This window comes from Mesorhizobium sp. M0139 (assembly GCF_040322455.1).
GTDB lineage: Bacteria > Pseudomonadota > Alphaproteobacteria > Rhizobiales > Rhizobiaceae > Mesorhizobium.
Map to the genome: position 1 here is coordinate 397,037 of NZ_JAMYTN010000005.1, position 21,128 is coordinate 418,164.

Genomic DNA, 21,128 nt, shown 5'->3' on the forward strand with positions numbered 1-21,128 from the left:
CTTCGGCCGTAGCGCGCATTCAAAGAGGGCGAACTCGGCCCGCGTGAAGTTCAGCCAAAGCCTGCTCGGCAAACTTATCCAGCCGGCCAGCCTTGGCGTCCGCCTCGATCTGCATCTCCCACACCTCTGCCCGATACGCTGCGAACCATTTGGTAAAGGCCTTTAGTTCTTTGGTGTTCAGGGCTGCGATGGATCTTTCAATCTGTTCGAGCTTGGTCATGGGGCGAAACTAGCATGGCCATCGTCCAATTCCAGACAAACAAAAAGGCGGGATAAATCCCGCCTTCCCATTTTCGGTAGCCTGATCGGAGCTTTAAGTCCGGGCCGGCAGCTATCTGCTGATCCAGCTTGTCGGGTCTTTCCGCTCCAGCGCGCTTCTCGCGCGACCGTCAGTACATCCGTGACTTGCCGCGCGCCCCGAACTCTCGTCCGGCGCGCGCTATCGCAAAATCAGGCTGCCTTGCTCAGAGAACCAGCGGACGACTTGCCTGTGCGGCGGTCCTGCTCGATCTCGAAGTTGATTTTCTGGCCTTCGACCAGGGTCGACAGTCCAGCGCGCTCGACAGCGGAGATGTGAACGAAAACGTCCGCACCGCCCGAATCAGGCTGAATGAAGCCGAAGCCCTTGGTGGCATTGAACCACTTGACCGTACCAGTTGCCATATGAATAGTCCTCGCATTTGCTTTGGTTTGACCGAACCGAGGTTCAGCCGGTTTGTATCGAGATTTTGGAGATAGACGTCAGCAAACGCGAAGATCGCGAGGCCCGGATCGATCGGCCGAAATATCAATGGAGCTGATATAGGCGGGTTTCGCACCAAAAACAAGATGGCTCGAAAAATGGCGTTGCGGTGGCGCCGCCCAAAGGCCGCCCCAATCGCATGAAAGCGTCGAGCAATCGGGAAGATCGGGACGCCCGACGGCGTTTGTCCGGTTTTGGGAGACTGTCATGAAAACCGTTGTGAAAACCATTCTGCTTGCCGCCTGCCTGACGCTGGCGGCCGCCGAGGCGCAGGCGATCTCGCGCTACGACCCCACTCGTATGAGCTGCGACAGGGTGCAAGGCACGATCGCCCGCCAGGGCGCGGTCATCCTGCGCTATCAGTCCAGGCGCGTGCCGGGGCTGCCGCTCTTCGACCGCTATGTGCAGAGCCAGCAATTCTGCAATATCGGCGAGGTCAGGAAGCGCGCCTATGTACCGAGCGCCGATACCGAGTCCTGCCCGGTCTATCTCTGCAAGCGGATCGAGAACGACCATTTTCACCGCCGCTTCCTGCGCCGTCATTAGGGCGTTCGGGCTCTGATTTTCAGAACCCGAACGAGACCTGCGCCGCCGGCGGCGGGCCGACGCGCACGCCTTCCATGGCCAGCATCTTTTCCTTGGTGGCCGAGCCGCCGGGCGCCGAGAAGCCGCCGATCTTGCCGCCCGCGGCTAGTATCCGATGGCAGGGGATGACCAGCGGCACCGGGTTGGCGCCCAGCGCTGCCCCGGTTTCGCGCGGCAGGCCGGCTTGGCCGGCGCGCTTGGCCAGTTCGCCATAGGTGGTGGTTTCGCCGTAATGCAGTTTCCGCGCCGCGTCGTAGATGGCGAGACGGAAGTCGTCGACGCCGTCGAGATCGACCGGCACGCCGGAGAAATCGACGTCCTCGCCTGACGCATACGCCTTGATCGAGGCGATCAGCTCGACCACCCATTGCGGCTGCCCAATGTTCGCAGTCGTATTGGCGGCAACACCGGCATGCCGCATCAGCCGGCGCTCCACTGCTTCGCGGCTCCTTTCGGGCAGGCAGAGCCGGGTCAGGCCCTTTTCGCTCCAGGCGATGCCCATGAAGCCGATCACTGTTTCTAACACTGCGTGGCCGGCTGTGATCGAAGATGCCGTTTCCATGATGCGCTCCTTTCCGCAAAGCGGCGAAAACCGGGATACCGACCGGTACATATGCAGAACAATATGGCATCTGAGCCCGGCTCTCGCCACCCGAAAACCACCAGATGGTCCCGATTGCCCGCCAGGAATCGCTGGTGTAAGGACTTCTTAACAACCGACAAATCGGACCCGCGCGGCTTGCCAGCAAAATTCAACCTTTTCGCGATCTCTGTGATCGTCGGCGCAGCTGCCCTCAGCGGCTGCCAATCGACCTCGCAGATGAAGGCCACGCCTGCGCTGACCGAAACCGCGACCGCTGCCGGCAGCGATGCCGGCTTTACCGTGCCGCTGCCCGATACGGTTTCGGTGCTGCCGCAATCCTCGGGCATAACACCCGTTCAGTCGGCCGAAGCGACGCCGGGCACGCCAGCGCTCGATGCCGCTGCGCAGCCGGTTGCCGCGACCGCGGCCTTTGCCGGCGCGACGCCCACGGCCCCGGCCGTGCCTGCGGTGATGGCCGCCAATGCTTGGCAGGCGCCTGCGCCCGCCAAGGCCGGACAGCCGGTCGCGGCGCAATATACGACCGCCAGCCTTGTCATGCCGGCGACCGCCAAGGGCGGCCAGAACGCCATGCCCGGCGTGCAGCAGGTAGCCTATGTCGTGCCGCAGAACCCTGCTTTCCTGGGCCAGTTCCCCGCCGCGCCCCTCGGTCTCCCGGAAGAAGAGCATGCGACCGGCATGCGCGGCGACGTCGACCGGCTGATCCAGAAATACGCTGCTCTCTACGAGGTGCCGGTCGATCTGGTGCGCCACGTCGTCAACCGCGAAAGCACCTACAATCCCAAGGCTTACAATAACGGCCATTGGGGGCTGATGCAGATCAAGCACGCGACGGCGCGCGGCATGGGCTATGACGGGCCGGCCAAGGGCTTGTTCGACGCCGAAACCAATCTGAAATACGCGGTCAAATATCTGCGTGGCGCCTGGCTGGTGGCGGGTGGCAACGCCAAGAAGGCCGATTGGCTCTACCAGACCGGCTATTATTTCGACGCCAAGCGCAAAGGCCTGCTCGAGGCCACCGGCCTCGGTGTCGACCGCAAGCGCCGCCGGCTGCAGCCCGACGCCTGAGCGCGATGCCTGAACCGCGCCCGCCGGCTCCAAACGACATCCGGCTGCGCAAAATCCTCGACGAGACGCTCGTTGCACCGCACTGGCCGGCCGGCTTTACCATGCGCTGCTTCGAACATGGTGACGCGCAGCCCTTGCATGCGCTTTTGACCGAGGTGTTCGACGACGGCACCGACGGCCCGTTCGACGAATGGTGGCCGCGCATATCCAGCGATGCCGAATTCGACCCGGCGCTGTGTTTCCTGGTCATCGACGCCAAGGGACGGCTGGCGGCGGCAGCGCTGTGCTGGACCAGGGCCTTCGTCAAGGACCTCGCGGTCCATCCCGAAGCGCGCGGCAAAGGCATTGGCGAAGCGCTGATGTGGCAGGCTTTCAACGCCTTTCGCGATCGAGGCGCGGCCCATGTCGACCTCAAGACCAACACGGTCGAGAACGCCGCCGCGCTCAGGCTCTACGAGCGGCTGGGAATGGTGCCTGTCGCCTGGGAAGGGTAAGGGCTTTTTTCTTGCCGCAATTCCCTGGGGAAAACGCTACGCGCTTTTCCCAGGAAAACCGGTTCCCACTTTTCCTGGAATTGCTCGAGCGCTGTTGAAATCCTTCGGATTGTGAACTGCTTCACATAGGCCGCCGCAACCGGATGCTACCTCACCATCCATGCCTTTCGACCGATGGCGGATCGACGACTGGCAGATGTGGAGGGGCTGCACCGGCATGTGTTCAGCCACTCCTTGGCGGGTCCCAGGCGGGGGTTTGGGGCCCGCCAGTCGTTTTACGGCAGCCCTCAGATATCGGGCGCATTGCCGATCTTCTTTTTGAGCTCAAGCGCCCAGGCGCGGCCCTCGTCGCCGCCCCACAGCAGCCAGGCGATATGGCCGGCCGATGGATTGTCTTCATTGCCGTAATTCTTGCCGCGCTTGTCGACCTCGTGGCGGGCGAAGTAGCTGACCATGCGGCGGATAGTGGATGGCGCCAGCTTTTGGCGGTTCTTGAGTTCCGTCGCCCGCGCCACGCCGATCTCGGTGCCGCCCCGGCCGAATTCTCTTCGCAGCCTCAACCCCTTGGCGGCATTGTCGGCCACCACTTGCGGGCAGCGCAGATCGATCTCTTCATCCTCTTGCATGTGTCTCCCCAGCTCCGGAAATCTAACCTGCAGACGCAATACAGGGAAGTGCAACCGGCTCCCAATGCAGCGCCGTCCATTAGGATCAGCGCGCCATCGGCATCTGCGAGATCCTGTGGAACCTTATGGATTTCACGCCTGAGGGTCGGCCGAACTGGAACGAACAGCTGCAATATGGCGAGGCGTGCTGTCCTGAGGTTTGTCCGCCAGGGGCTCGGGACGGCTCTTCGGCAGATGGTCGCTGACGAATAGTTCTCCGGACGCAACCCTGCCGCCAATGCCGCGTTTGATTAGCCGAGGGAAATTTTCAAATCGGAGACCTCAGATGAAAACGCTTCTCACCATTGCCGCCGTCGCCTTGTTCGCCGGTGCCCCTGCCGCCTTTGCGGCCAACTCGACTGCGGTCGCGCCTGCCATGGCCGCCAGCAAGGTCGATACCCCAACCTTCGTCAAGACGGTGCCTAGCTCCAACGAATTCGAAATCCAGTCGAGCAAGCTCGCCGAGGAGAAATCCAAGGCGGCTGACGTCAGGAAATTCGCCAAGCAGATGGTCAAGGACCACACCAAAGCCGGCAAGGAGTTCAAGGCGGCGCTGAGCCAGGGCCAGACCACCGGTTCGACCAAAGCCGCGGGGCCGGCCCTGCAGCCGAAGGAGCAGGCAATGCTCGACGAGTTGAAGAGCGCAAGCGGCAAGGATTTTGATGCCAAGTACATCCAGATGCAGACGGACGCGCACAAGGAGGCCGTAGCCCTTTTCAGCAGCTATGCCAACTCGGGCGACGACCCGGCGATGAAGGAATTCGCCAAGAAGACGCTGCCGACGCTGCAGATGCACGAGAAGCACGTGAAGGAACTCGCGGCGGCGCATCAGGGTTGAGGGTTGGTGACTGGCCAGCAATAGCATTCTACGGCGCCCGCCTCTGTCCTGCCGGACATCTCCCCACGAGTGGGGAGATCAGCAGCGTCGGCGCCGTGCTTTTCTACCGACGGTGAAAATTGGCGAAGGCTGAGGCGACAGCCAATCTCCCTGCTTGTGGGGGAAATGTCCGGCAGGACAGAGGGGGGCGCCGTAGAGTGCGACGGCCGATGCCTGCCGTTGGCAAGGCATTGCGGCAAAGTGGCTCTGTGGCTGCGCCGGCAGTGACATACACTGCCGCCACCAATTCAATGGAGCTCCCATGCCCAAGATCGACCTGTCCACCGTGCCTGTCCGCAAGGGCTCCGGCTACCCCGCACCCTTCGACGCCCCTTGCGCCGAGCGCACACGCCATCGCCTCGGCGATGCCGGCGGCCTCACCGATTTCGGCGTCAACCTGATGACATTGCCATCAGGCGGCTGGTCCAGCCAGCGCCACTGGCACAGCCATGAGGACGAGCTCGTCTATGTCCTGGAAGGCGAACTGGTGCTGGTCGAGGATGGCGGCGAGACGCTGCTCAAGGCCGGCGACTGCGCGACCTTTGCGAAGAACAGCGGCAACGGCCACCACATGATCAACCGATCGTCGGCCACAGCGCGCTACCTTGAAGTCGGCTCGCGCAATCCGGATGATCTCATCACTTGCTCGGACATCGACATGATGAGCCCGAGTTCCGATGGCAGGTTTCTGCACAAGGACGGCATGCCCTATCCGGGGCAGGGGTGACGGCTGGACCATGGTTCGGCGCTGGCGTTCGCTGGGCGGGGGGATAAGCTCCTCACAATCAAAGGTGGCGCAGGCCCCCTCATCCGACCGCTTCGCGGCCACCTTCTCCCCACTGGGGAGAAGAGGGAAGCGCTGGCGCTGACCGGCTGCTCTCCCCTCGGGGAGAGGTCAGCCGAGCGAAGCGGAGGCTGGGTGAGGGGGCCTTGGCGCCAGCTTGGCAAACAAGGGGAAGATCACCATGAAAAAAGAAGTCATCGAAGTGCCCGTGATGTCGGCCAAGGTGCGGGCGCTCGGGCTGCCGTGCTCGACGGCGGTCAGGGCCAATGGCTTCGTGTTCATCTCGGCGACGCCGCCGGTGGACATGGTGACCGGCGAGATGGTGCGCGGCGATATCGAAACGCAGACCGAGGCGTCGCTGAAGGCGCTGAAACACTGCCTGGAAGCCGCCGGCACCTCGCTGGACAATGTGGTGATGGTGCGCATCTACGCCGTCAATTCGGGCTTCTACAACGCCATCAACCGGGTCTATGCCCGGTATTTCAGCGTCAACCCACCGGCGCGCAGTTTCGTGCCGGTGTCGTCATGGCCGATGGAGTTCGATATCGAGATCGAGTGCGTGGCGGTGGCGTGAGGGGCTGCGAACCGGAAGTTGCTATACGACTTCCGATCCCATTGACGCAACGAAATTGTTGTGTCAAAGATAGCGAATGATTCCGGACAATGACCGCCAGGCCAGTTTACTAAACGCGCGAATAGAACGTGTCACATCGAGCCTGAAAGCGCTCGATGGTTGGGACGCGCTTCGGACAGGCATCGAATTGTCCGTGATAGAGCTTCGTAAAAAGAGCCTGCGTGAAACTTTGAATCGCTTGCGATCGGACGTGTCCGTCTATGCCGGTATTCGATCGGGTGAGATTAAAACCTTTAATGCAGCGCAACTTGAAGGCTTGCCCGACATATTGAAGCGCGCAAGGTTGGCTCGGGGTTTGACACAACGTCAGTTCGCGGAACTATTGGGTCTTAAGGAACAACAAATCCAGCGGTACGAGGCAGAAAACTACGCTACTATCAGCCTTCGCAGGTTGTATGATTTATTCCACGTTTTGAACGTAAGTATAAAGATAGAAGCAAATCTTGAAGCGGGAGTGGTCGAATTATCCAGCAGCGAGCCGGCAGAGTTAAATAACCTACCTTGTAGAGAGATGCTGCGGCGGCGATGGTTTCCACTCGATACTGGAGAACCTGAAAATGTTCAGGCTGCAGCGCAAAGGTATGTGATTCAAAGCATTGGGGAGAACTGGAACAATTTCCTTCACCGGCAGGTTGTAAGGGCGAATTCCTCCGTTGACGGCCAAGCGCTGCTAGCTTGGCATGCTCGGGTTTGCGAGGTCGCGCGCACAAAGAAAAGGAATTTAAAGGGAGATTTCTTTTCGTTAGATTTGGATTGGGTGCGGCGGCTCGTGGAACTGTCGAGATTTGATGATGGCCCTCGGCAGGCGGTGGAATATCTTTTGAGCATTGGCGTAGTCGTAGTAATTGAACCGCACTTGGAAAAGACCCATTTGGACGGAGGTGCGACGATATTAGATGGTGATATTCCGGTAATCGGCCTAACGTTACGATTTGATAGACTTGATAACTTCTGGTTTGTCTTGATGCATGAGCTTGGTCACCTCGTTTTGCATACGCAATTTGACGATGTGATCGCTTTCTTTGATAGTGACGAGATTGGCGGCGAAAAGGGAAAAGAGTCGGAAGCGGACAATTTTGCAAGAAGCACGCTGATTCCAGACGAGAAGTGGAAAACCTCCCTTGTCCGTTTTGCCAAATCACCCGATGCTGTTAGATCGTTTGCAGCAGCGAATGGATTATCTCCCGCCATTGTAGCAGGCAGGATTCGCAGAGAACGAAACGATTTTAGCATTTTCAATGAACTTGTAGGGCAGGGCAGTGTTCGAAGGCAGTTTGGTTTTTAACGGAGACAACCTCGGTGATAAAACTGCAGCGCAGATTGTTGTTCGTTTACAGGATGAAGTTTAAGTTCGGAGAGTACGTTGGCCTATCTCGCCTTCGGTCGCGGGATCTGGACGACATGCTTCCCCATCTATCATTGCCAATGCCAAACGACTGGGACCATGAGGACAAACGCAAGCTTTCACTCGATGAATGTCAGTCGAAATTTGCGGATCGACTCTCAAAGCATCTACGGAAGCGGCCTGCAGTAATTGATAGCCATCGCTTCGATGAAGATGAAGAATTTAAGACGGCTTCGCCTCATCCTATTAGAGAGTTCGCAGAGCGGGCACGCCTTCTAGGTTGTTGCATTATACCAGCAATTACCGTTGAGCCGAGCGGCGCGTTGACCGTCGCTGTCCGAGAAATTGTAAGGCGAAATCAGTCCGGGATTGTTCTTAAGCTTGCCCTCGGTGATCTCGAAGACTCCAGGTTAGGGGAAAAAGTCGATACAGTTCTTGGAGGTGTCGGTATCTCTGCCAAAGATGCGATGCTTTGCATCGACCTTGGCGAGTTCGAAATTGAAAAACCGGAGGACGTTGCTGAGGCACTTTCATTTCAAATAGCAGCTGTGCCTTACCTTCAGGATTGGGCGCATGTCTATATTACGGTTGGAACGTTCTCCACGCAGATAGCAAAAATTGGATTCAACTCAACAAAGTCGATTGAGCGCGGAGAATGGGAGCTATATCGAGCGCTCATGAGTCGTTCCGATTTACCGAGGCGAGTGGTTTACGCTGACTACGGAATCGAGAATCCCAACTTCTTACGCAACCCTCAAAATGCGCGGGCCAGCGCTCATTTCAGATACACGCTTGATAAGGGCGGCCTCGTTTCAAAAGGTGGCTCAATTGCAAAGATGAGCTTTGCAGCGATCCGCGCTGCAGCGAAGAATATTGTGGACCATCCTGAATATAGCGGCCCCGCGTATTCGTTTGGCGATGCCTTCATCAAGAAGGTCTCGGATGGTCTGGCAGTTGGAAACCCATCTTACTGGCGGGCTGCGGGAGTTACGCGTCACGCGACAAAGACCCTAGAGCAAGTGCGTTCGATGTTCGGTGTGACGGTGCCGGAAGATCAAGCTGAGACGCAGAGGCAGGAAGAGTTGTTCTGATTTGTGCCTTGGTGTCACAAACGCGATTCCTGCAAGACTGCAACGTCGGCGGGACAGTGCCCCCCTCTGGCCTGCCGGCCATCTCCCCCACAAGGAGGGAGATTGGCTAATCGCTATGCAAAATACTCCTGCAGCGGCCTGACTTCCAGGCTCCCCGCCTTCAACGCCGCAATCGCCTCCGCCACCGCCGCGGCGCCCGACAGCGTCGTATAATACGGTACCTTCTGCATCAGCGTGGCGCGGCGCAGCGACTTTGAGTCTGACACCGCCTTCTGGCCGTCCGTGGTGTTGAAGACGATCTGGACCTGGCGGTTGCGGATGGCGTCTTCGATGTGGGGGCGGCCTTCCAGGACCTTGTTGATCTTCTGCGCGTCGACGCCGTTTTCGGCGAGGAAGCGGGCGGTGCCGGATGTGGCGAGCACCTTGAACCCTTGGCCGGCGAGGCGCTTGACCGCCGGCAGGATGCCGGCCTTGTCCTCGTCGCGCACCGAGACGAACAGCGTGCCGGAGCGCGGGAGGTCGACGCCGGCCCCTAACTGGCTCTTGGCGAAGGCCAGCGCAAAATCGCGGTCGAGGCCCATGACCTCGCCGGTCGAGCGCATTTCCGGGCCGAGCAATATGTCGACGCCGGGGAAACGGGCGAAGGGGAAGACGGCTTCCTTGACCGCAATGTGGCCGGGGTTTCTCGGGTCGGGCATCGCGCCGTAATGGGCGAAGGCGTCTTCCAGCTTCTCGCCGGCCATGATGCGGGCAGCAATCTTCGCAATCGGCCGGCCGATGGTCTTGGCGACGAAGGGCACGGTGCGCGATGCCCGCGGATTGACCTCCAGCACATAGACCGTGCCGTCCTTGATCGCATATTGCACGTTCATCAACCCGCCGACATTGAGCGCGCGGGCAAGGGCCGCCGTCTGCCGCTCCAGCTCGTCGACCAGCTCCGAAGGCAGCGAGTGCACCGGCAGCGAACAAGCACTGTCGCCCGAATGGATGCCGGCCTCTTCGATGTGCTCCAGAATGCCGGAGACAAAGGTCGACGTGCCGTCGCAGAGGCAGTCGACATCGACCTCGATGGCGCCCGAGAGATAGGTGTCGAACAAAAGCGGGTTCTTGCCCAAGAGCGTGTTGATCTGGCCGGTCTTGTCGTTGGGGTATTTCTGCTTGATGTCTTCCGGCACCAGGCCGGGCACGGTGTCGAGCAGATAGGATTGCAGCATGCTTTCGTCATGGATGATCTGCATGGCGCGGCCGCCCAGCACATAGGAAGGGCGCACTACCAAGGGGAAGCCGAGCTCGCCGGCGACAAGGCGGGCCTGCTCGACCGAATAGGCGATGCCGTTCTTCGGCTGGCTAAGGTTGAGCTTGTGCAGCAGCTTCTGGAAGCGGTCGCGGTCTTCGGCGAGATCGATCATGTCCGGCGAGGTGCCGAGGATCGGAATGCCGGCCTTCTCCAGCGCGTCGGCAAGCTTCAGCGGCGTCTGGCCGCCGAACTGGACGATGACGCCGACCAGTTCGCCCGAGGCCTGTTCGGCGCGCAGGATCTCCAGCACGTCTTCGGCCGTCAGCGGCTCGAAGTACAGCCGGTCCGAGGTGTCGTAGTCGGTCGAGACCGTCTCGGGGTTGCAGTTGATCATGATCGCTTCATAGCCGGCGTCGCGCAGCGCGAAGGCGGCGTGGCAGCAGCAATAGTCGAACTCGATGCCCTGGCCGATGCGGTTGGGACCGCCGCCGAGGATGACGACTTTTTTCCGCGATGACACTTGCGCCTCATTGGCCAGCGCGCCGGCGAAAGGCACTTCGTAGGTCGAGTACATGTAGGCGGTGGGCGAGGCGAACTCGGCCGCGCACGTGTCGATGCGCTTATAAACCGGATGAACGTCGAGCTTTTCACGAATCTTCGCAATCACTTCGGCGTCGGTCTTCGTCAGCGAGGCGAGGCGGGCATCGGAGAAGCCCATCGCCTTCAGCATGCGCAGATTGACGGCGTCTTGCGGAATGCCGTGCTCGCGGATGCGGGCTTCCATGGAAACGATGCCGGCGATCTGTTCGAGGAACCACGGGTCGATCTTGCACATGGCGTGCACGTCTTCCAGCGAGGTGCCCATGCGGATCGCCTGCGCCACCATGCGCAGCCGGTCGGGCGTCGGCGTGCCGAGCGCGGCGCGGATGGCGTTGCGGTCGTCGGCGTGGTTGGCAGCCACGGCACCGTGGCCGAGGCCGGGGATCTCGATCTCGTCTAGGCCGGTGAGGCCGGTTTCCAGTCCACGCAAAGCCTTCTGCAGGGACTCCTGGAAGGTGCGGCCGATGGCCATGACTTCGCCGACAGACTTCATGGCGGTGGTCAGCACCGGCTCGGCGCCGGGGAATTTCTCGAAGGCAAAGCGCGGGATTTTGGTGACGACGTAATCGATGCTCGGCTCGAAGGAGGCGGGCGTGGCGCCGCCGGTGATGTCGTTCTCCAGCTCGTCCAGCGTGTAGCCGACGGCGAGTTTTGCCGCGATCTTGGCGATGGGGAAGCCGGTCGCCTTCGAAGCCAAGGCGGAACTGCGCGAGACGCGCGGGTTCATCTCGATGACGACGAGGCGGCCATCGGCCGGATTGACGGCGAACTGCACGTTGGAGCCGCCGGTCTCGACGCCGATCTCGCGCAGCACCGCGATCGAGGCGTTGCGCATCATCTGGTATTCCTTGTCGGTCAAGGTCAGCGCGGGGGCGACGGTGATCGAGTCGCCCGTATGCACGCCCATCGGGTCGATGTTCTCGATCGAGCAGACGATGATGCAATTGTCCGCCTTGTCGCGGACGACCTCCATCTCATACTCCTTCCAGCCGAGCACGCTCTCTTCGATCAGCACTTCGGTGGTCGGCGAGGCGTCGAGGCCGGACTGGACGATATCGTAGAATTCGGCGCGGTTGTAGGCAATGCCGCCGCCTGTGCCGCCCATGGTGAAGGACGGGCGGATGATGGCGGGCAGGCCGACATGGTCGAGCGCCTGGGCGGCAATCGCCATGCCATGGCTGATGTAGCGCTGCTTGCGGTCGCCTTCGCCGAGGTTCCAGCGGGTTTCCAGCGCGTCGAGCGCGGCATCGAGGTCGGCAGGCGCCTCGGCCTTGACGGCGGCGCGCTCGGCCTCATGGGTCTTGCGGTCGGCGTTCTTGACGTCGGTGGCATTGGCAAGCATCGACTTCGGCGTTTCCAGGCCGATCTTCTTCATCGCCTCGCGAAACAGCGCCCGGTCCTCAGCCTTGTCGATCGCCGTGGCGTCGGCGCCGATCATCTCGACATTGTAGCGCTCGAGCACGCCCATGCGGCGCAGCGACAGAGCGGTGTTGAGCGCGGTCTGGCCGCCCATGGTCGGCAGCAGCGCGTCGGGCCGCTCCTTGGCGATGATCTTGGCGACGACTTCAGGCGTGATCGGCTCGATATAGGTGGCGTCGGCCAGTTCCGGGTCGGTCATGATGGTGGCCGGGTTGGAATTGACCAGGATGACGCGAAAGCCCTCTTCCTTCAGCGCCTTGCAGGCCTGTGTGCCGGAATAGTCGAACTCGCAGGCCTGGCCGATGACGATGGGGCCGGCCCCGATGATCAGGATCGACTTGATGTCGGTGCGTCTTGGCATCGTTGTGAGTTCCGTTCGGCGAGCGGCTTGCACGAAAAACCGGGACGGGAAGACCCGGCCGGTTGTGCTTGCGATTCTGGTATCAGGCTAGGAGGGCCTTATAGGGAAGAGTTTTGGGAGATGTAACCCCGAAAATGAGGCTATGCAGTAGGGATCAGGCAGCAGGGATCAGGCAGGAGCGAGGTTAAGCCGTCTATTGCCTATCCCTACTGCCTGACACCTAATCCCCCAGCGCGAGCTGATCCGTAATCTCAAACCGCTCGGCAGCGCCGATCCGGATCATGTTGAGGCTGCCTTCCCTTGTGAAGCGGAACTCGCTGGGCGAATCCGAGTTGGCCGGCATGCCGGCAGAGAAGGAGATGGCGCGCGTGCCGCCATCGGGCCAGGTCACGGTGATGTCTGCCTTGTCAGCGCCATTGTGGACGATGTTGACGGCGCAGCGGGTCATCGGTTGTCCGACATAGCGGGCGCAGGGGATCTCGGCGGTGGCGCCGAGGGCGGGCGGGGGTTCCAGCCGTGCAACGGTTTGCGTAGCGGTCGCAGCTTTGGCCTGGTCTGGCCGTGGCGTCGGGGATAGTACCCCCGGCGCGGACGCTGTATCCGGCGCTGCTCCCGCAGACGCGGCGGCGGCGAGTTCCGGCGTCCCTGTGGCCTCCGTTGCCGGAGCCTCTGTGGCAGGGATTTCATCCGTCGGCGGACTTTCATTCGCTGCGAAGGCAAGGCCGTAAGCATCCTGCATGGCGGTCCTGCCGATCTCGGCGGCGGACTTCGGCGCGCCTGGATTCGTGCCGCCAAGGCGCTCGGTCAGGTCGAGTGGAGCCGGCGCGGGTGCAGCCGGGGTGGGTGGAGCCTGAGTGGGTGCAGCCGGAGCGGCAGAGGCGGCAGGTGCAGTCGTCCGGGGCGCTGCGGCCACGTCGGCCGGCTGCGTCGACATGTCGGGCGCGAGCGTCGGGCCGCCGGCTTCAGCGCTGGCGGTCACCTGGGGCGGCGCGGCGTCAACTTCGACCACGGTCGGATTGTCGGGGATAAGATAGCGCGCGGGCGCCCAGCCTTTGACCAGTGGATTGTCAATCTCCTCGACCTTGCACCAGCGGTGGCCGTCCACTTCGTTGCAGCCGAAATTCCTGACGCTCGAGCCGATCGGCAGACGCGCCTGGGTTCTGCCGACCGGCGACGGCGTGGCGCGGATGTTGAGGAGATCGCCTGGGCCGAGCTCGGTCACTATGGAAACGATGTCAGCAGGCGCGTCCTCGGCATTGGCCGGCAAGCTCACCAACAACGGGCCCACCACCAACGGACCCGCCAACAACCGGGCTGCCCGCAGGAGCGGAGCGCCAGTCAGTCGATGCAAAATGGTTCGGATTGTGCGCCTCATCATTTGGCCGTGCGCCGATTACCCTTGCGGCAGCAATCCGCCGTAAGCCAAGGCGGTTTTATAAGGGACGATACGCGGCCATGTAAGTCTGAAAATGCGTCCGATGTTTGGTGCCGCGAGGCGGAAGCAGGACGCAGCCGTGCGGTCAAGCGGAGCCTTGCCAAGAGGGTTTGGGCATGAAGCCGGTCCTCAGCGCATGCGCCCATTCCGGTCGGCCCGCCTGTGCGGCCTGTCTCGCCGCCGCTTCGTGGTCGTAGTCGACGGCGATGGTCTCGAAACGGTCTGGACCATCGCCATCCAAGGTGAGGATGCCGTAGCGCGCATGCGGGCTGCCTTGCTCCGAAACATGCGCCGGGGGCGTGTCATCTTCATAGGCGGGGGCGCCGACGCTGCCGGGATTGAAGAGCAAGGGGCCGCCGGGGATACGGACCAGTTCCGCGCGGTGGCTGTGGCCGCACAGCACGATGCGGCAGGCCGGGTCCAGCGCCTGCAACCGCCGCTGAATAGCGGCAAGCGGCGCGCGCACCAGTTGGCCATCGACGATCGCGTCGAGCAGGTATTTCTCGTCATGGTCGGGCCGCGCATGGAAAGCGACTACGCCGGGAACAATCTCCAGCGTGAAGGGCAGGGCGAGCAGGGCTTCGCGCTGCGCTGATGTCAGCCGTTCCTGCGCATAGCGGTCTGAAGCCCACATCATATCGTCGGCCGGATCGACGGCGACGCGGCGGTCATGGTTGCCGCGCACCGTCGGCAGGTCGAGCGCTTCGAGCCGCTCGAACGTCTCGCGCGGCCAGAGCGGGCCGGAGACACAGTCGCCAAGGTTGACGGTGAGATCGGCGCCGCCGCGCCGCGCTAGATCGGCGAGCACGGCATCCAGCGCCAGCACATTGCCATGGATGTCGGCGAGAACGGCAATGCGCATGCGGCGGGCTCCTTGGTGCAGCCCGTTGAGGCTTGCGGCCCGGCTTCCTATCAAGCCGCTGCCTTCATTATCAAGCCCTTGAGATCGTTTGAGACAGCCGGGAGCCCCGCCTATCGCGGAAGCACTCCATCTGCTAGCGTCCACGCCGCTCCAGAGTTCATCCGGGGGAGGACAGGCGATGACCCGCGACCAGATGGTTGCCCACCTTCGCGCCGCCAATGATGTCGCGCGCGAGACTGCCGCGCACGGGCACCATCCTTTCGGCTGCGTGCTCGTCGGCCCCGACGATCGCATCCTGATGCGGCAAGGCAACATCAACACCGTCCGCCACGCCGAAACCGAGCTCTCCCGGCGTGCCGCCGACACCTATCCGCCGGATTTCCTCTGGTCCTGCACGCTGGTCACAACCGGCGAGCCCTGTGCGATGTGCACGGGAACGCTGTACTGGGCCAATATCGGCCGGCTGGTCTACGGCTTCGAGGAGACCAAGCTTCTCGCGCTGACTGGCAACCACGCCGAGAATCCGACGATGAACCTCTCGTCGCGCACAGTCCTCGGCTCCGGGCAGAAGCCGGTCGAGGTCCACGGCCCTTTCCCCGAGATGGACGAGGAACTCCTCGCCCCGCATATCGGTTTTTGGCAGCGCTAGGAGCGGCCTGACTTCGGCACCAGCTACGCCGGCATTTCGATGTCGTGGCCGCCGACGATGGGTAGAGCCGGGTCATCTCCGGCCGCCGCAATCACGCTATCGAGCAGGCCGGGGAAGCGGGCGTCGAGGTCGGCGCGGCGCAGCGTGATCATCCGGTTGGTGCCGGCCACCTCGGCGCGGGTGACGCCGGCCTCGCGCAGTTTGGCCAGGTGATAGCTGAGATTGGTCTTGGAGCCGAGGTCGAGGAACCGGCTGCAGTTCAGCGGCACGCCTTCCTTGCTGGCGAGATAGCGCACGATGGCGAGCCGGGTCGGGTCGCCAAGCACGCCGAGCACAACCGGCAGGCTGATCTGGTCTGTATTGGGGTGCGGCAAAGTCATGGCCCGAAACTAAGCACAGTCGGTGGCGATTTCAACGCGTCGATCTTTCGCGGGCATGCACAGTCCGTTTTCGCGATTGGCCCAATGGCTGTCCTGACACAGGGCTGTCAGCAGGCTTCAGCTATTTTCACCTGGCTTCATTGACATCATGTCCTGTTATGTCCAATTGTTCAATAAGTTTTGAACTAAGGACACGCCCTATGGACAAGCGCCTCTTCTGGCTTGCGCTCGGATCGTTCACGATCTCGACCGAAGGCTTCGTCATCTCCAGCCTGCTGCCTGATATCGCCACCGACGCCCGCATTTCCATTCCGCTCGCCGGCACGCTGATCACCGCCTTCGCGCTGGCTTACGCCATCGGCACGCCGATCCTGGCAACGCTGACCGGCGAATGGGACCGGCGCCGCGTCATCTTGTGGACGCTGGCGTTCTTCGTCATCGGCAATGTGGTGGCGGCGCTGAGCTCGTCCTTCGAGCTGCTGCTCATTGCCCGCATCATCATGGCGCTTTCGTCAGGCCTGTTTGCCGCGACCGCTCAAGGCACGGCGGTGGCGCTGGTCGATGACCACCACCGGGCGCGGGCCATTGCAGTCGTCGTCGGCGGAACCACGGTGGCGGTTGCGCTGGGTGCACCGCTCGGCGCGCTGGTTGCCACGATAGCCGGCTGGCGCGGGACCTTCTTTGCCATTGCCGGGCTCGGCGCGCTGGTCGGCGCCATCCTGTGGTACCGGCTGCCGCGCGGAATTGTCGGCACCAAGCTGCCGCTCAGGCGGCGGCTGGCTGCGGCGCTGCGCCCCGGCGTCATGCCGATCCTGCTGACCACCGCTCTTGCCCTGATCGGCGCCTTCTCGGTGTTTTCCTATATCGCGCCGCTGGCCATCCAGAGCGGCGGCCTCAGCCCGATTGCGCTGCCCGGCATGCTGCTCGCCTTCGGTGTCGGCGCCGTCATCGGCAACATAGCCGGCGGCCAGGCGGCCGACCGTTTTGGTGCGACGCGCACCGTCGGCTGGTCGCTGGCGCTGAGCGCCGTCATGCTGGTGATGCTCTCGGTCATCCCGACCTTCCTGCCGCAGCATCTCGCCGGGCCGGCATTGATGGCCATGATGGTGCCGTGGGGCATGGTCGGCTGGGCATTTCCGCCGGCGCAGGCCAGCCGCATCATCAAGCTGGCGCCCGACGCCGCCCCGATCGTGCTGTCGCTCAACGCTTCGGCCCTCTATCTCGGCGTGGCGCTGGGCGCTGTGGCCGGCGGCGCCGTGCTTCGCTACGGCGTGCCGGCCGACCTCGGCCTAGTCGCCGCCATCTTCCCGCTGATCGGGCTTGGCGTGGTGCTGGCCGGCCGCTGGGCGGCCCGGCCGGTCGCCATGCCGGCGGAATAGATCTTTGCAAAGGACCGGCGGCCGTTCTTTCAGCTTGAAGGGGCGGCCGCCGGCACGTCGTAGTCCAGCGCCGCGACTTCATCCAGCATAGCGCGCAGATCTGCCGCTCGTTGCGGGCCGAACAGCGCCTCGAAGCGCTGCTGAGCAGTGCTCCACAATTGCGTCGTCTCCTCGAGCTTGGCCTGGCCTTGCGGCGTCAGCCGCACCCGCTTGACGCGGCGATCGTCCTTGTCAGCGAAGGTGTCGACATAGCCGTCGCGGATCAGCGGCTTCAGCGTGTGGCCGAGCGCCGAGAGATCCATGACCATCGCTTCGGCTATCGTGCCCATCGCCGGCTCGTTGCTGACATCGATCTGGTAGAGCAGGCCGTACTGCGTGCCCTTCAGACCCGAAGGCGAGATTACATCGTCATAGAAGCGGCCGAGCTTGCGCGCGGCGCGCCGCAGCGTGGCGTTGTTGCAAAGGCTGAATCCCGGCAGCACGGTCTTGCTCATCACGACTCCTTGCCGGCAAAACCGCTGCCGGCCTGTCGCAGAAATAGTTTCTGCCGCCTCCGTTGACAAGATGGTGGTATATGCCTACTTCCCGGAAAGTGGTATATGCCACTAATTGGAGATCAGGGCGGGACGAGGGTTCATCGACCTGTCTCGCCGGGCAGAAAAAAGGAACAGGACAATGAGTGGACAGGACAACAAGGGTACCGCAGTCGTCACCGGCGCATCGGCCGGCATAGGTGCTGTCTATGCCGACCGGCTGGCCGGGCAGGGCTACGATCTGGTGCTGGTAGCGCGGCGCGCCGACCGGCTGGAGGAACTGGCTGAAAAGCTGCGATATGCTTACAAGCGCAAGGTCAGCGTGATATCAGCCGATCTTGCCGACGACAATGATGTGCGCCGCGTCGAGCAGGCGATCGCAGCCGACGACAGCGTCACGCTGCTGGTCAACAATGCCGGCATTGGTGGCCAGGCCGTGGTGGCAACGGCCGACGCCGACGAGGCCGAGCGCATGATCAAGGTCAACGTCATCGCCTTGACCCGCCTGACCCGCGCCGTTCTGCCGGGGCTTCTTGCGCGCAACCGCGGCGCCATCGTCAACATCGCCTCTGTGCTCGCCTATGATACCTCGTTCGGCGGCATCTACAGCGGCACCAAGGCCTATGTCGTCAACTTCACCGAGGCCCTGCACCGCGAAGTCGCCGGCACCAATGTGAAGGTGCAGGCGGTGCTGCCGGGCGCGACCCGCACCGATTTCTGGGAGCTCGCCGGTGGCGATATCGACAATCTGCCGAAGGAGATCATCATGTCCGCCGACGATATGGTCGATGCCGCGCTTGTGGGCCTATCCAGGGGCGAAGCCGTCACCGTGCCGGCACTTGCCGACACAGCCAAGCTGGACACGTTCCTCGGCGCAAGGCAAGTCTTCTACGGCAGCCTGCACGCCGACAAGCCGGCTGCCCGCTACGCGGCTTGAGAGTAGCTGGTTCGCTTCGCGAACCAGGACCCCCACCCCGCTCACTTCGTTCGCGACCCTCCCCACACGGGGGAGGGTAAAGTGCGCGCTCCCTACCTCCCCCTTGTGGGGAGGTCGGACCGCAGGTCCGGGTGCGGTACTGGCGCCGACCTCTGCGTTTACGCTCCCCGCCACATCGGAATGATCGACGCAGCCAGCACCAGCGCCAGCACGATGTTGAGCGCGCGCCATTGCCATTCGGTCTTGAGCAGCCGTGCCAGCACCATGCCCGCCACGCACCAGATCGACAGCGAGATGGCTGCGGTGAAGCCGAAGGTCGAGCCGAGCAGCAGCGCGAGTTGTCCCGGACCGTCGGCAAGGGCTGCGAACGAGGCCGCCGCACCCAGTCCCATCGCCCAGCCCTTCGGGTTCATCCATTGAATGCCGGCGCCGCCCAAGAAGCTGTTGGGTTTTGCCATCGCCACATCGAGATCAGGCGGCCCGGCGCGGCCGATCTTGATTGCCAGCCAGATGAGATAGAGCGAGCCGATGATTTTCATCGCCAGTTGCAGCGACGGCATGGCCAGCAGCAGACCGGCGAGCCCGGCGGCGGCAACACCGGTCACGGTGGCGAGGCCGGCGGCGCTGCCGACCAATAGGGGAACGGAACGGCGAAAACCGAACTGCGCACCTGAAGCAGTCGACAGGGTGGTGGCGATGCCGGGCGTGACGGTGGCCACGAAGGCAAACAGGATGAGCGGAAAGATGGGCTGCAACATGAGGCGTCCTCCATCGAAGGCCCTACGGTAGACTTCTGCATACTTCAGTAAATGCAATGTTTGCGATGGTTGGCATTAGCAGATATAATGCCAACTATGATCCGCAACCTCGACACAGCGCTGATCCGCACCTTCGTCACTGTCGCCGACAAGGCCAGCATGACGGCGGCGGCGAACGCGCTGCATCTGACGCAAGGCGCCGTCAGCCAGCAGATCAAAAGGCTGGAGGAGGCGCTGGGCTGCAGCCTCTTCGAGCGCGACCGGCGTGGCTTGCGGCTGACGCGGCCCGGCGAGCGGCTGTTCGGCAAGGGCAAACGGTTGCTTGGCCTCAATGACGAGATCTGGGCCGAGATGGCGGGCACCGAGGCCGCCGGCCAGGTGCGGCTCGGTGTTCCCTATGACCTTGTCGGCACCTTGCTGGCGCCGGTGCTGAAGGCCTATGCCGAGACCTATCCGCAGGTTGAGATATCCCTACTCTGCGCCGCCTCGCCGGATCTTGCCGCGGCCCTTGCGGCCGGCACTATCGATCTTGCCGTCATCGAGGAACGGGTTGGCCCGTCGGCCGGCGAATGCCTGGCCATTGACCGGCTGGTCTGGGTCGGGGCCAAGGGCGGAGTCGCCTGTGCCAAGCGGCCGCTGCCGGTGTCGATCGTCGCCGACACCTGCGCCTTCCGACCGGTGGTGCTGTCGGCGCTGAACGAGCACGGGCTGGAATGGCGCACCGTGTTCGAGAACGGCAACATCGACGCGACGACCGCGACAGTGCGCTCCGACCTTGCCGTCACCGCCTGGCTGGCCTCCACCGTGCCTGCCGATCTTGACATCCTGGCTTTTGATGCCGGGCTGCCGCCGCTGCCGAATTTTTCCATCAATCTGCATTTGCCGAAGTACGGCACGGCGCCGGCAGCGCAGGAGTTCGCGCGGTATATCCGGGGTGGGTTGGCACGGCGGGCTGTGGCGGCTTGACAGAACTTGCATTGTCCAGCCGATAGATGGGTAACACTTTGAACCGGATACATAGGTGACACTTCTCTCCCCCTATGCGTCCGCCGCAGCGCCAAGCGGATTGGTTGGCGCGGCGCTGCGGCGGACAAGCTTCATGTGCCGTGTGTCGATGATGCCGAGCGGGTGGGCATGGAATGAGAGTGTCCATTGTCCGTCTTCGGTCTCCAACGCAGCGCTGATGAAGCGCACGACAAGCGGCGTCAGCCCGGTGACGCCGGCCGATGCGAAGGGCGGGCCATTGTCGCTTCTGAAGCGATCCGGCAGGCCATGCTCTTCAAACAGCCGTTCGAACACCGGCCAGGCTTCGCTATCGGCCGTCGACCCCGTCGCTTCGAGCGCCAGAAGACAGCGGCTCGACGCATCCATCACCGTCAAGGGTTCGCAACGCCAGCCGTCGCGGGTCCGGAACCAGCCCTTGTGATCGCCAGTCCACACCGCGTTCGGTTCTTGCGGCTGTGGCCAGGGTCCATTGCCGCAGGCCCGCAGGCGGGGTCGCTTGCGGGCGCGGACAAGCCCATGCCGCGCAAGGATCGCGCCGACCGTCGAGGCTGAAGGCCACATGAACTCGGGAGCCGTGCGCCTGAGCCGTGCCACGATCTTCTTTGGACCCCAAAGCGGATGCAGCTCCTTGGCCGCCACAATCCGCTCAACCAGATCCTGAGCTGTCGCCCGGCCATGATTGAGCGG

At 62.7% G+C, this 21,128-nt stretch carries 22 protein-coding genes and 1 pseudogene; 12 read left to right on the forward strand and 11 right to left on the reverse strand.

What is annotated here, in order from left to right; translation table 11 throughout:
• Positions 1–19: 19 nt before the first annotated feature.
• Both NKJ58_RS11370 and NKJ58_RS11375 read right to left on the reverse strand, forming a co-directional pair.
• The gene (locus NKJ58_RS11370) at positions 20–220 is read right to left on the reverse strand and encodes a hypothetical protein (protein WP_023689727.1); all 201 of its coding nucleotides are present in this window, start codon (positions 218–220) and stop codon (positions 20–22) included.
• 230 nt (positions 221–450) lie between these two features.
• Positions 451–663 carry a cold-shock protein gene (locus NKJ58_RS11375; RefSeq protein ID WP_015316174.1) on the reverse strand — a complete coding sequence of 71 codons (213 nt, stop codon included), beginning with the start codon at positions 661–663 and terminating at the stop codon, positions 451–453.
• A 298-nt stretch (positions 664–961) separates the two neighbouring features.
• Here NKJ58_RS11375 and NKJ58_RS11380 point away from each other — a divergent pair, with 298 nt between their 5' ends.
• Complete coding sequence (locus NKJ58_RS11380; RefSeq protein WP_023724920.1) at positions 962–1,288, forward strand: hypothetical protein; 327 nt, start codon at positions 962–964, stop codon at positions 1,286–1,288.
• A 19-nt stretch (positions 1,289–1,307) separates the two neighbouring features.
• Here the strand turns inward: NKJ58_RS11380 and NKJ58_RS11385 are convergent, their stop codons facing one another.
• Complete coding sequence (locus NKJ58_RS11385; RefSeq protein ID WP_352853118.1) at positions 1,308–1,889, reverse strand: methylated-DNA--[protein]-cysteine S-methyltransferase; 582 nt, start codon at positions 1,887–1,889, stop codon at positions 1,308–1,310.
• A 177-nt stretch (positions 1,890–2,066) separates the two neighbouring features.
• Here NKJ58_RS11385 and NKJ58_RS11390 point away from each other — a divergent pair, with 177 nt between their 5' ends.
• A complete protein-coding gene (locus tag NKJ58_RS11390; RefSeq protein ID WP_023724919.1) occupies positions 2,067–2,996 on the forward strand; it encodes a lytic transglycosylase domain-containing protein in 930 nt (309 codons plus the stop codon).
• A 5-nt stretch (positions 2,997–3,001) separates the two neighbouring features.
• Positions 3,002–3,490 carry a GNAT family N-acetyltransferase gene (locus tag NKJ58_RS11395; RefSeq protein ID WP_023724918.1) on the forward strand — a complete coding sequence of 163 codons (489 nt, stop codon included), beginning with the start codon at positions 3,002–3,004 and terminating at the stop codon, positions 3,488–3,490.
• Positions 3,491–3,777: 287 nt separating this feature from the next.
• Here NKJ58_RS11395 and NKJ58_RS11400 read toward each other — a convergent pair whose 3' ends face one another.
• A complete protein-coding gene (locus tag NKJ58_RS11400) occupies positions 3,778–4,116 on the reverse strand; it encodes a hypothetical protein (protein WP_023724917.1) in 339 nt (112 codons plus the stop codon).
• A 325-nt stretch (positions 4,117–4,441) separates the two neighbouring features.
• On the opposite strand from NKJ58_RS11400, the gene NKJ58_RS11405 reads away from it, so the two are divergent.
• From NKJ58_RS11405 to NKJ58_RS11425, 5 genes are all read left to right on the forward strand, one after another.
• Positions 4,442–4,993 (forward strand): DUF4142 domain-containing protein, encoded by a 552-nt coding sequence (locus tag NKJ58_RS11405; protein WP_023672417.1) that lies wholly within the window; start codon positions 4,442–4,444, stop codon positions 4,991–4,993.
• A gap of 301 nt (positions 4,994–5,294) precedes the next feature.
• Entirely contained in the window at positions 5,295–5,759 is a 465-nt protein-coding gene (locus tag NKJ58_RS11410; protein ID WP_352853119.1) for a cupin domain-containing protein, read from the forward strand.
• A 238-nt stretch (positions 5,760–5,997) separates the two neighbouring features.
• Positions 5,998–6,390 (forward strand): RidA family protein, encoded by a 393-nt coding sequence (locus NKJ58_RS11415; RefSeq protein WP_352853120.1) that lies wholly within the window; start codon positions 5,998–6,000, stop codon positions 6,388–6,390.
• Between the two features lie 76 nt (positions 6,391–6,466).
• Positions 6,467–7,735 carry an XRE family transcriptional regulator gene (locus NKJ58_RS11420; RefSeq protein WP_352853122.1) on the forward strand — a complete coding sequence of 423 codons (1,269 nt, stop codon included), beginning with the start codon at positions 6,467–6,469 and terminating at the stop codon, positions 7,733–7,735.
• 53 nt (positions 7,736–7,788) lie between these two features.
• Positions 7,789–8,886, forward strand: coding sequence for a beta family protein (locus tag NKJ58_RS11425; RefSeq protein ID WP_352853133.1), 1,098 nt, complete (start codon positions 7,789–7,791; stop codon positions 8,884–8,886).
• A gap of 113 nt (positions 8,887–8,999) precedes the next feature.
• On the opposite strand, the gene carB is transcribed toward NKJ58_RS11425, so the two are convergent.
• The 3 genes from carB to NKJ58_RS11440 form a co-directional block, all read right to left on the reverse strand.
• Positions 9,000–12,503: a carbamoyl-phosphate synthase large subunit gene (carB, locus tag NKJ58_RS11430; protein WP_352853123.1), complete on the reverse strand. Its 3,504-nt coding sequence runs from the start codon at positions 12,501–12,503 to the stop codon at positions 9,000–9,002.
• Between the two features lie 220 nt (positions 12,504–12,723).
• Positions 12,724–13,776 carry an SH3 domain-containing protein gene (locus NKJ58_RS11435; protein ID WP_352853125.1) on the reverse strand — a complete coding sequence of 351 codons (1,053 nt, stop codon included), beginning with the start codon at positions 13,774–13,776 and terminating at the stop codon, positions 12,724–12,726.
• Between the two features lie 247 nt (positions 13,777–14,023).
• Entirely contained in the window at positions 14,024–14,800 is a 777-nt protein-coding gene (locus tag NKJ58_RS11440; RefSeq protein ID WP_023672422.1) for a metallophosphoesterase family protein, read from the reverse strand.
• Positions 14,801–14,978: 178 nt separating this feature from the next.
• Here NKJ58_RS11440 and NKJ58_RS11445 point away from each other — a divergent pair, with 178 nt between their 5' ends.
• Positions 14,979–15,449 (forward strand): nucleoside deaminase, encoded by a 471-nt coding sequence (locus NKJ58_RS11445; protein WP_023672423.1) that lies wholly within the window; start codon positions 14,979–14,981, stop codon positions 15,447–15,449.
• A 23-nt stretch (positions 15,450–15,472) separates the two neighbouring features.
• On the opposite strand, the gene NKJ58_RS11450 is transcribed toward NKJ58_RS11445, so the two are convergent.
• Positions 15,473–15,829 carry an ArsR/SmtB family transcription factor gene (locus NKJ58_RS11450; RefSeq protein WP_023683780.1) on the reverse strand — a complete coding sequence of 119 codons (357 nt, stop codon included), beginning with the start codon at positions 15,827–15,829 and terminating at the stop codon, positions 15,473–15,475.
• Positions 15,830–16,029: 200 nt separating this feature from the next.
• Between NKJ58_RS11450 and NKJ58_RS11455 the strand changes: the two genes are divergently transcribed.
• A complete protein-coding gene (locus NKJ58_RS11455) occupies positions 16,030–17,208 on the forward strand; it encodes an MFS transporter (RefSeq protein WP_023744337.1) in 1,179 nt (392 codons plus the stop codon).
• A 29-nt stretch (positions 17,209–17,237) separates the two neighbouring features.
• Here NKJ58_RS11455 and NKJ58_RS11460 read toward each other — a convergent pair whose 3' ends face one another.
• Positions 17,238–17,702, reverse strand: a complete 465-nt coding sequence (locus NKJ58_RS11460) for a MarR family winged helix-turn-helix transcriptional regulator (protein ID WP_352518260.1) — start codon at positions 17,700–17,702, stop codon at positions 17,238–17,240.
• 181 nt (positions 17,703–17,883) lie between these two features.
• On the opposite strand from NKJ58_RS11460, the gene NKJ58_RS11465 reads away from it, so the two are divergent.
• Positions 17,884–18,678, forward strand: coding sequence for an SDR family NAD(P)-dependent oxidoreductase (locus NKJ58_RS11465; protein ID WP_352518259.1), 795 nt, complete (start codon positions 17,884–17,886; stop codon positions 18,676–18,678).
• 158 nt (positions 18,679–18,836) lie between these two features.
• On the opposite strand, the gene NKJ58_RS11470 is transcribed toward NKJ58_RS11465, so the two are convergent.
• Entirely contained in the window at positions 18,837–19,436 is a 600-nt protein-coding gene (locus NKJ58_RS11470) for a LysE family translocator (RefSeq protein ID WP_023705850.1), read from the reverse strand.
• An 87-nt stretch (positions 19,437–19,523) separates the two neighbouring features.
• Here NKJ58_RS11470 and NKJ58_RS11475 point away from each other — a divergent pair, with 87 nt between their 5' ends.
• Positions 19,524–20,402 carry a LysR family transcriptional regulator gene (locus tag NKJ58_RS11475; RefSeq protein WP_502902288.1) on the forward strand — a complete coding sequence of 293 codons (879 nt, stop codon included), beginning with the start codon at positions 19,524–19,526 and terminating at the stop codon, positions 20,400–20,402.
• 72 nt (positions 20,403–20,474) lie between these two features.
• On the opposite strand, the pseudogene NKJ58_RS11480 reads toward NKJ58_RS11475, so the two are convergent.
• Positions 20,475–21,128: pseudogene (locus NKJ58_RS11480) on the reverse strand (DDE-type integrase/transposase/recombinase); the annotation flags it as partial.

Bases quoted from the DNA above. Each gene is read 5' to 3' on its own strand.
- NKJ58_RS11370 (WP_023689727.1), bottom strand. From the start codon at position 220: ATGACCAAGCTCGAACAGATTGAAAGATCCATCGCAGCCCTGAACACC.
- NKJ58_RS11375 (WP_015316174.1), bottom strand. From the start codon at position 663: ATGGCAACTGGTACGGTCAAGTGGTTCAATGCCACCAAGGGCTTCGGC.
- NKJ58_RS11385 (WP_352853118.1), bottom strand. From the start codon at position 1,889: ATGGAAACGGCATCTTCGATCACAGCCGGCCACGCAGTGTTAGAAACA.
- NKJ58_RS11395 (WP_023724918.1), top strand. From the start codon at position 3,002: ATGCCTGAACCGCGCCCGCCGGCTCCAAACGACATCCGGCTGCGCAAA.
- NKJ58_RS11400 (WP_023724917.1), bottom strand. From the start codon at position 4,116: ATGCAAGAGGATGAAGAGATCGATCTGCGCTGCCCGCAAGTGGTGGCC.
- NKJ58_RS11405 (WP_023672417.1), top strand. From the start codon at position 4,442: ATGAAAACGCTTCTCACCATTGCCGCCGTCGCCTTGTTCGCCGGTGCC.
- NKJ58_RS11410 (WP_352853119.1), top strand. From the start codon at position 5,295: ATGCCCAAGATCGACCTGTCCACCGTGCCTGTCCGCAAGGGCTCCGGC.
- NKJ58_RS11415 (WP_352853120.1), top strand. From the start codon at position 5,998: ATGAAAAAAGAAGTCATCGAAGTGCCCGTGATGTCGGCCAAGGTGCGG.
- NKJ58_RS11420 (WP_352853122.1), top strand. From the start codon at position 6,467: ATGATTCCGGACAATGACCGCCAGGCCAGTTTACTAAACGCGCGAATA.
- NKJ58_RS11425 (WP_352853133.1), top strand. From the start codon at position 7,789: ATGAAGTTTAAGTTCGGAGAGTACGTTGGCCTATCTCGCCTTCGGTCG.
- carB (WP_352853123.1), bottom strand. From the start codon at position 12,503: ATGCCAAGACGCACCGACATCAAGTCGATCCTGATCATCGGGGCCGGC.
- NKJ58_RS11440 (WP_023672422.1), bottom strand. From the start codon at position 14,800: ATGCGCATTGCCGTTCTCGCCGACATCCATGGCAATGTGCTGGCGCTG.
- NKJ58_RS11445 (WP_023672423.1), top strand. From the start codon at position 14,979: ATGACCCGCGACCAGATGGTTGCCCACCTTCGCGCCGCCAATGATGTC.
- NKJ58_RS11450 (WP_023683780.1), bottom strand. From the start codon at position 15,829: ATGACTTTGCCGCACCCCAATACAGACCAGATCAGCCTGCCGGTTGTG.
- NKJ58_RS11455 (WP_023744337.1), top strand. From the start codon at position 16,030: ATGGACAAGCGCCTCTTCTGGCTTGCGCTCGGATCGTTCACGATCTCG.
- NKJ58_RS11460 (WP_352518260.1), bottom strand. From the start codon at position 17,702: ATGAGCAAGACCGTGCTGCCGGGATTCAGCCTTTGCAACAACGCCACG.
- NKJ58_RS11465 (WP_352518259.1), top strand. From the start codon at position 17,884: ATGAGTGGACAGGACAACAAGGGTACCGCAGTCGTCACCGGCGCATCG.
- NKJ58_RS11470 (WP_023705850.1), bottom strand. From the start codon at position 19,436: ATGTTGCAGCCCATCTTTCCGCTCATCCTGTTTGCCTTCGTGGCCACC.
- NKJ58_RS11475 (WP_502902288.1), top strand. From the start codon at position 19,524: ATGCCAACTATGATCCGCAACCTCGACACAGCGCTGATCCGCACCTTC.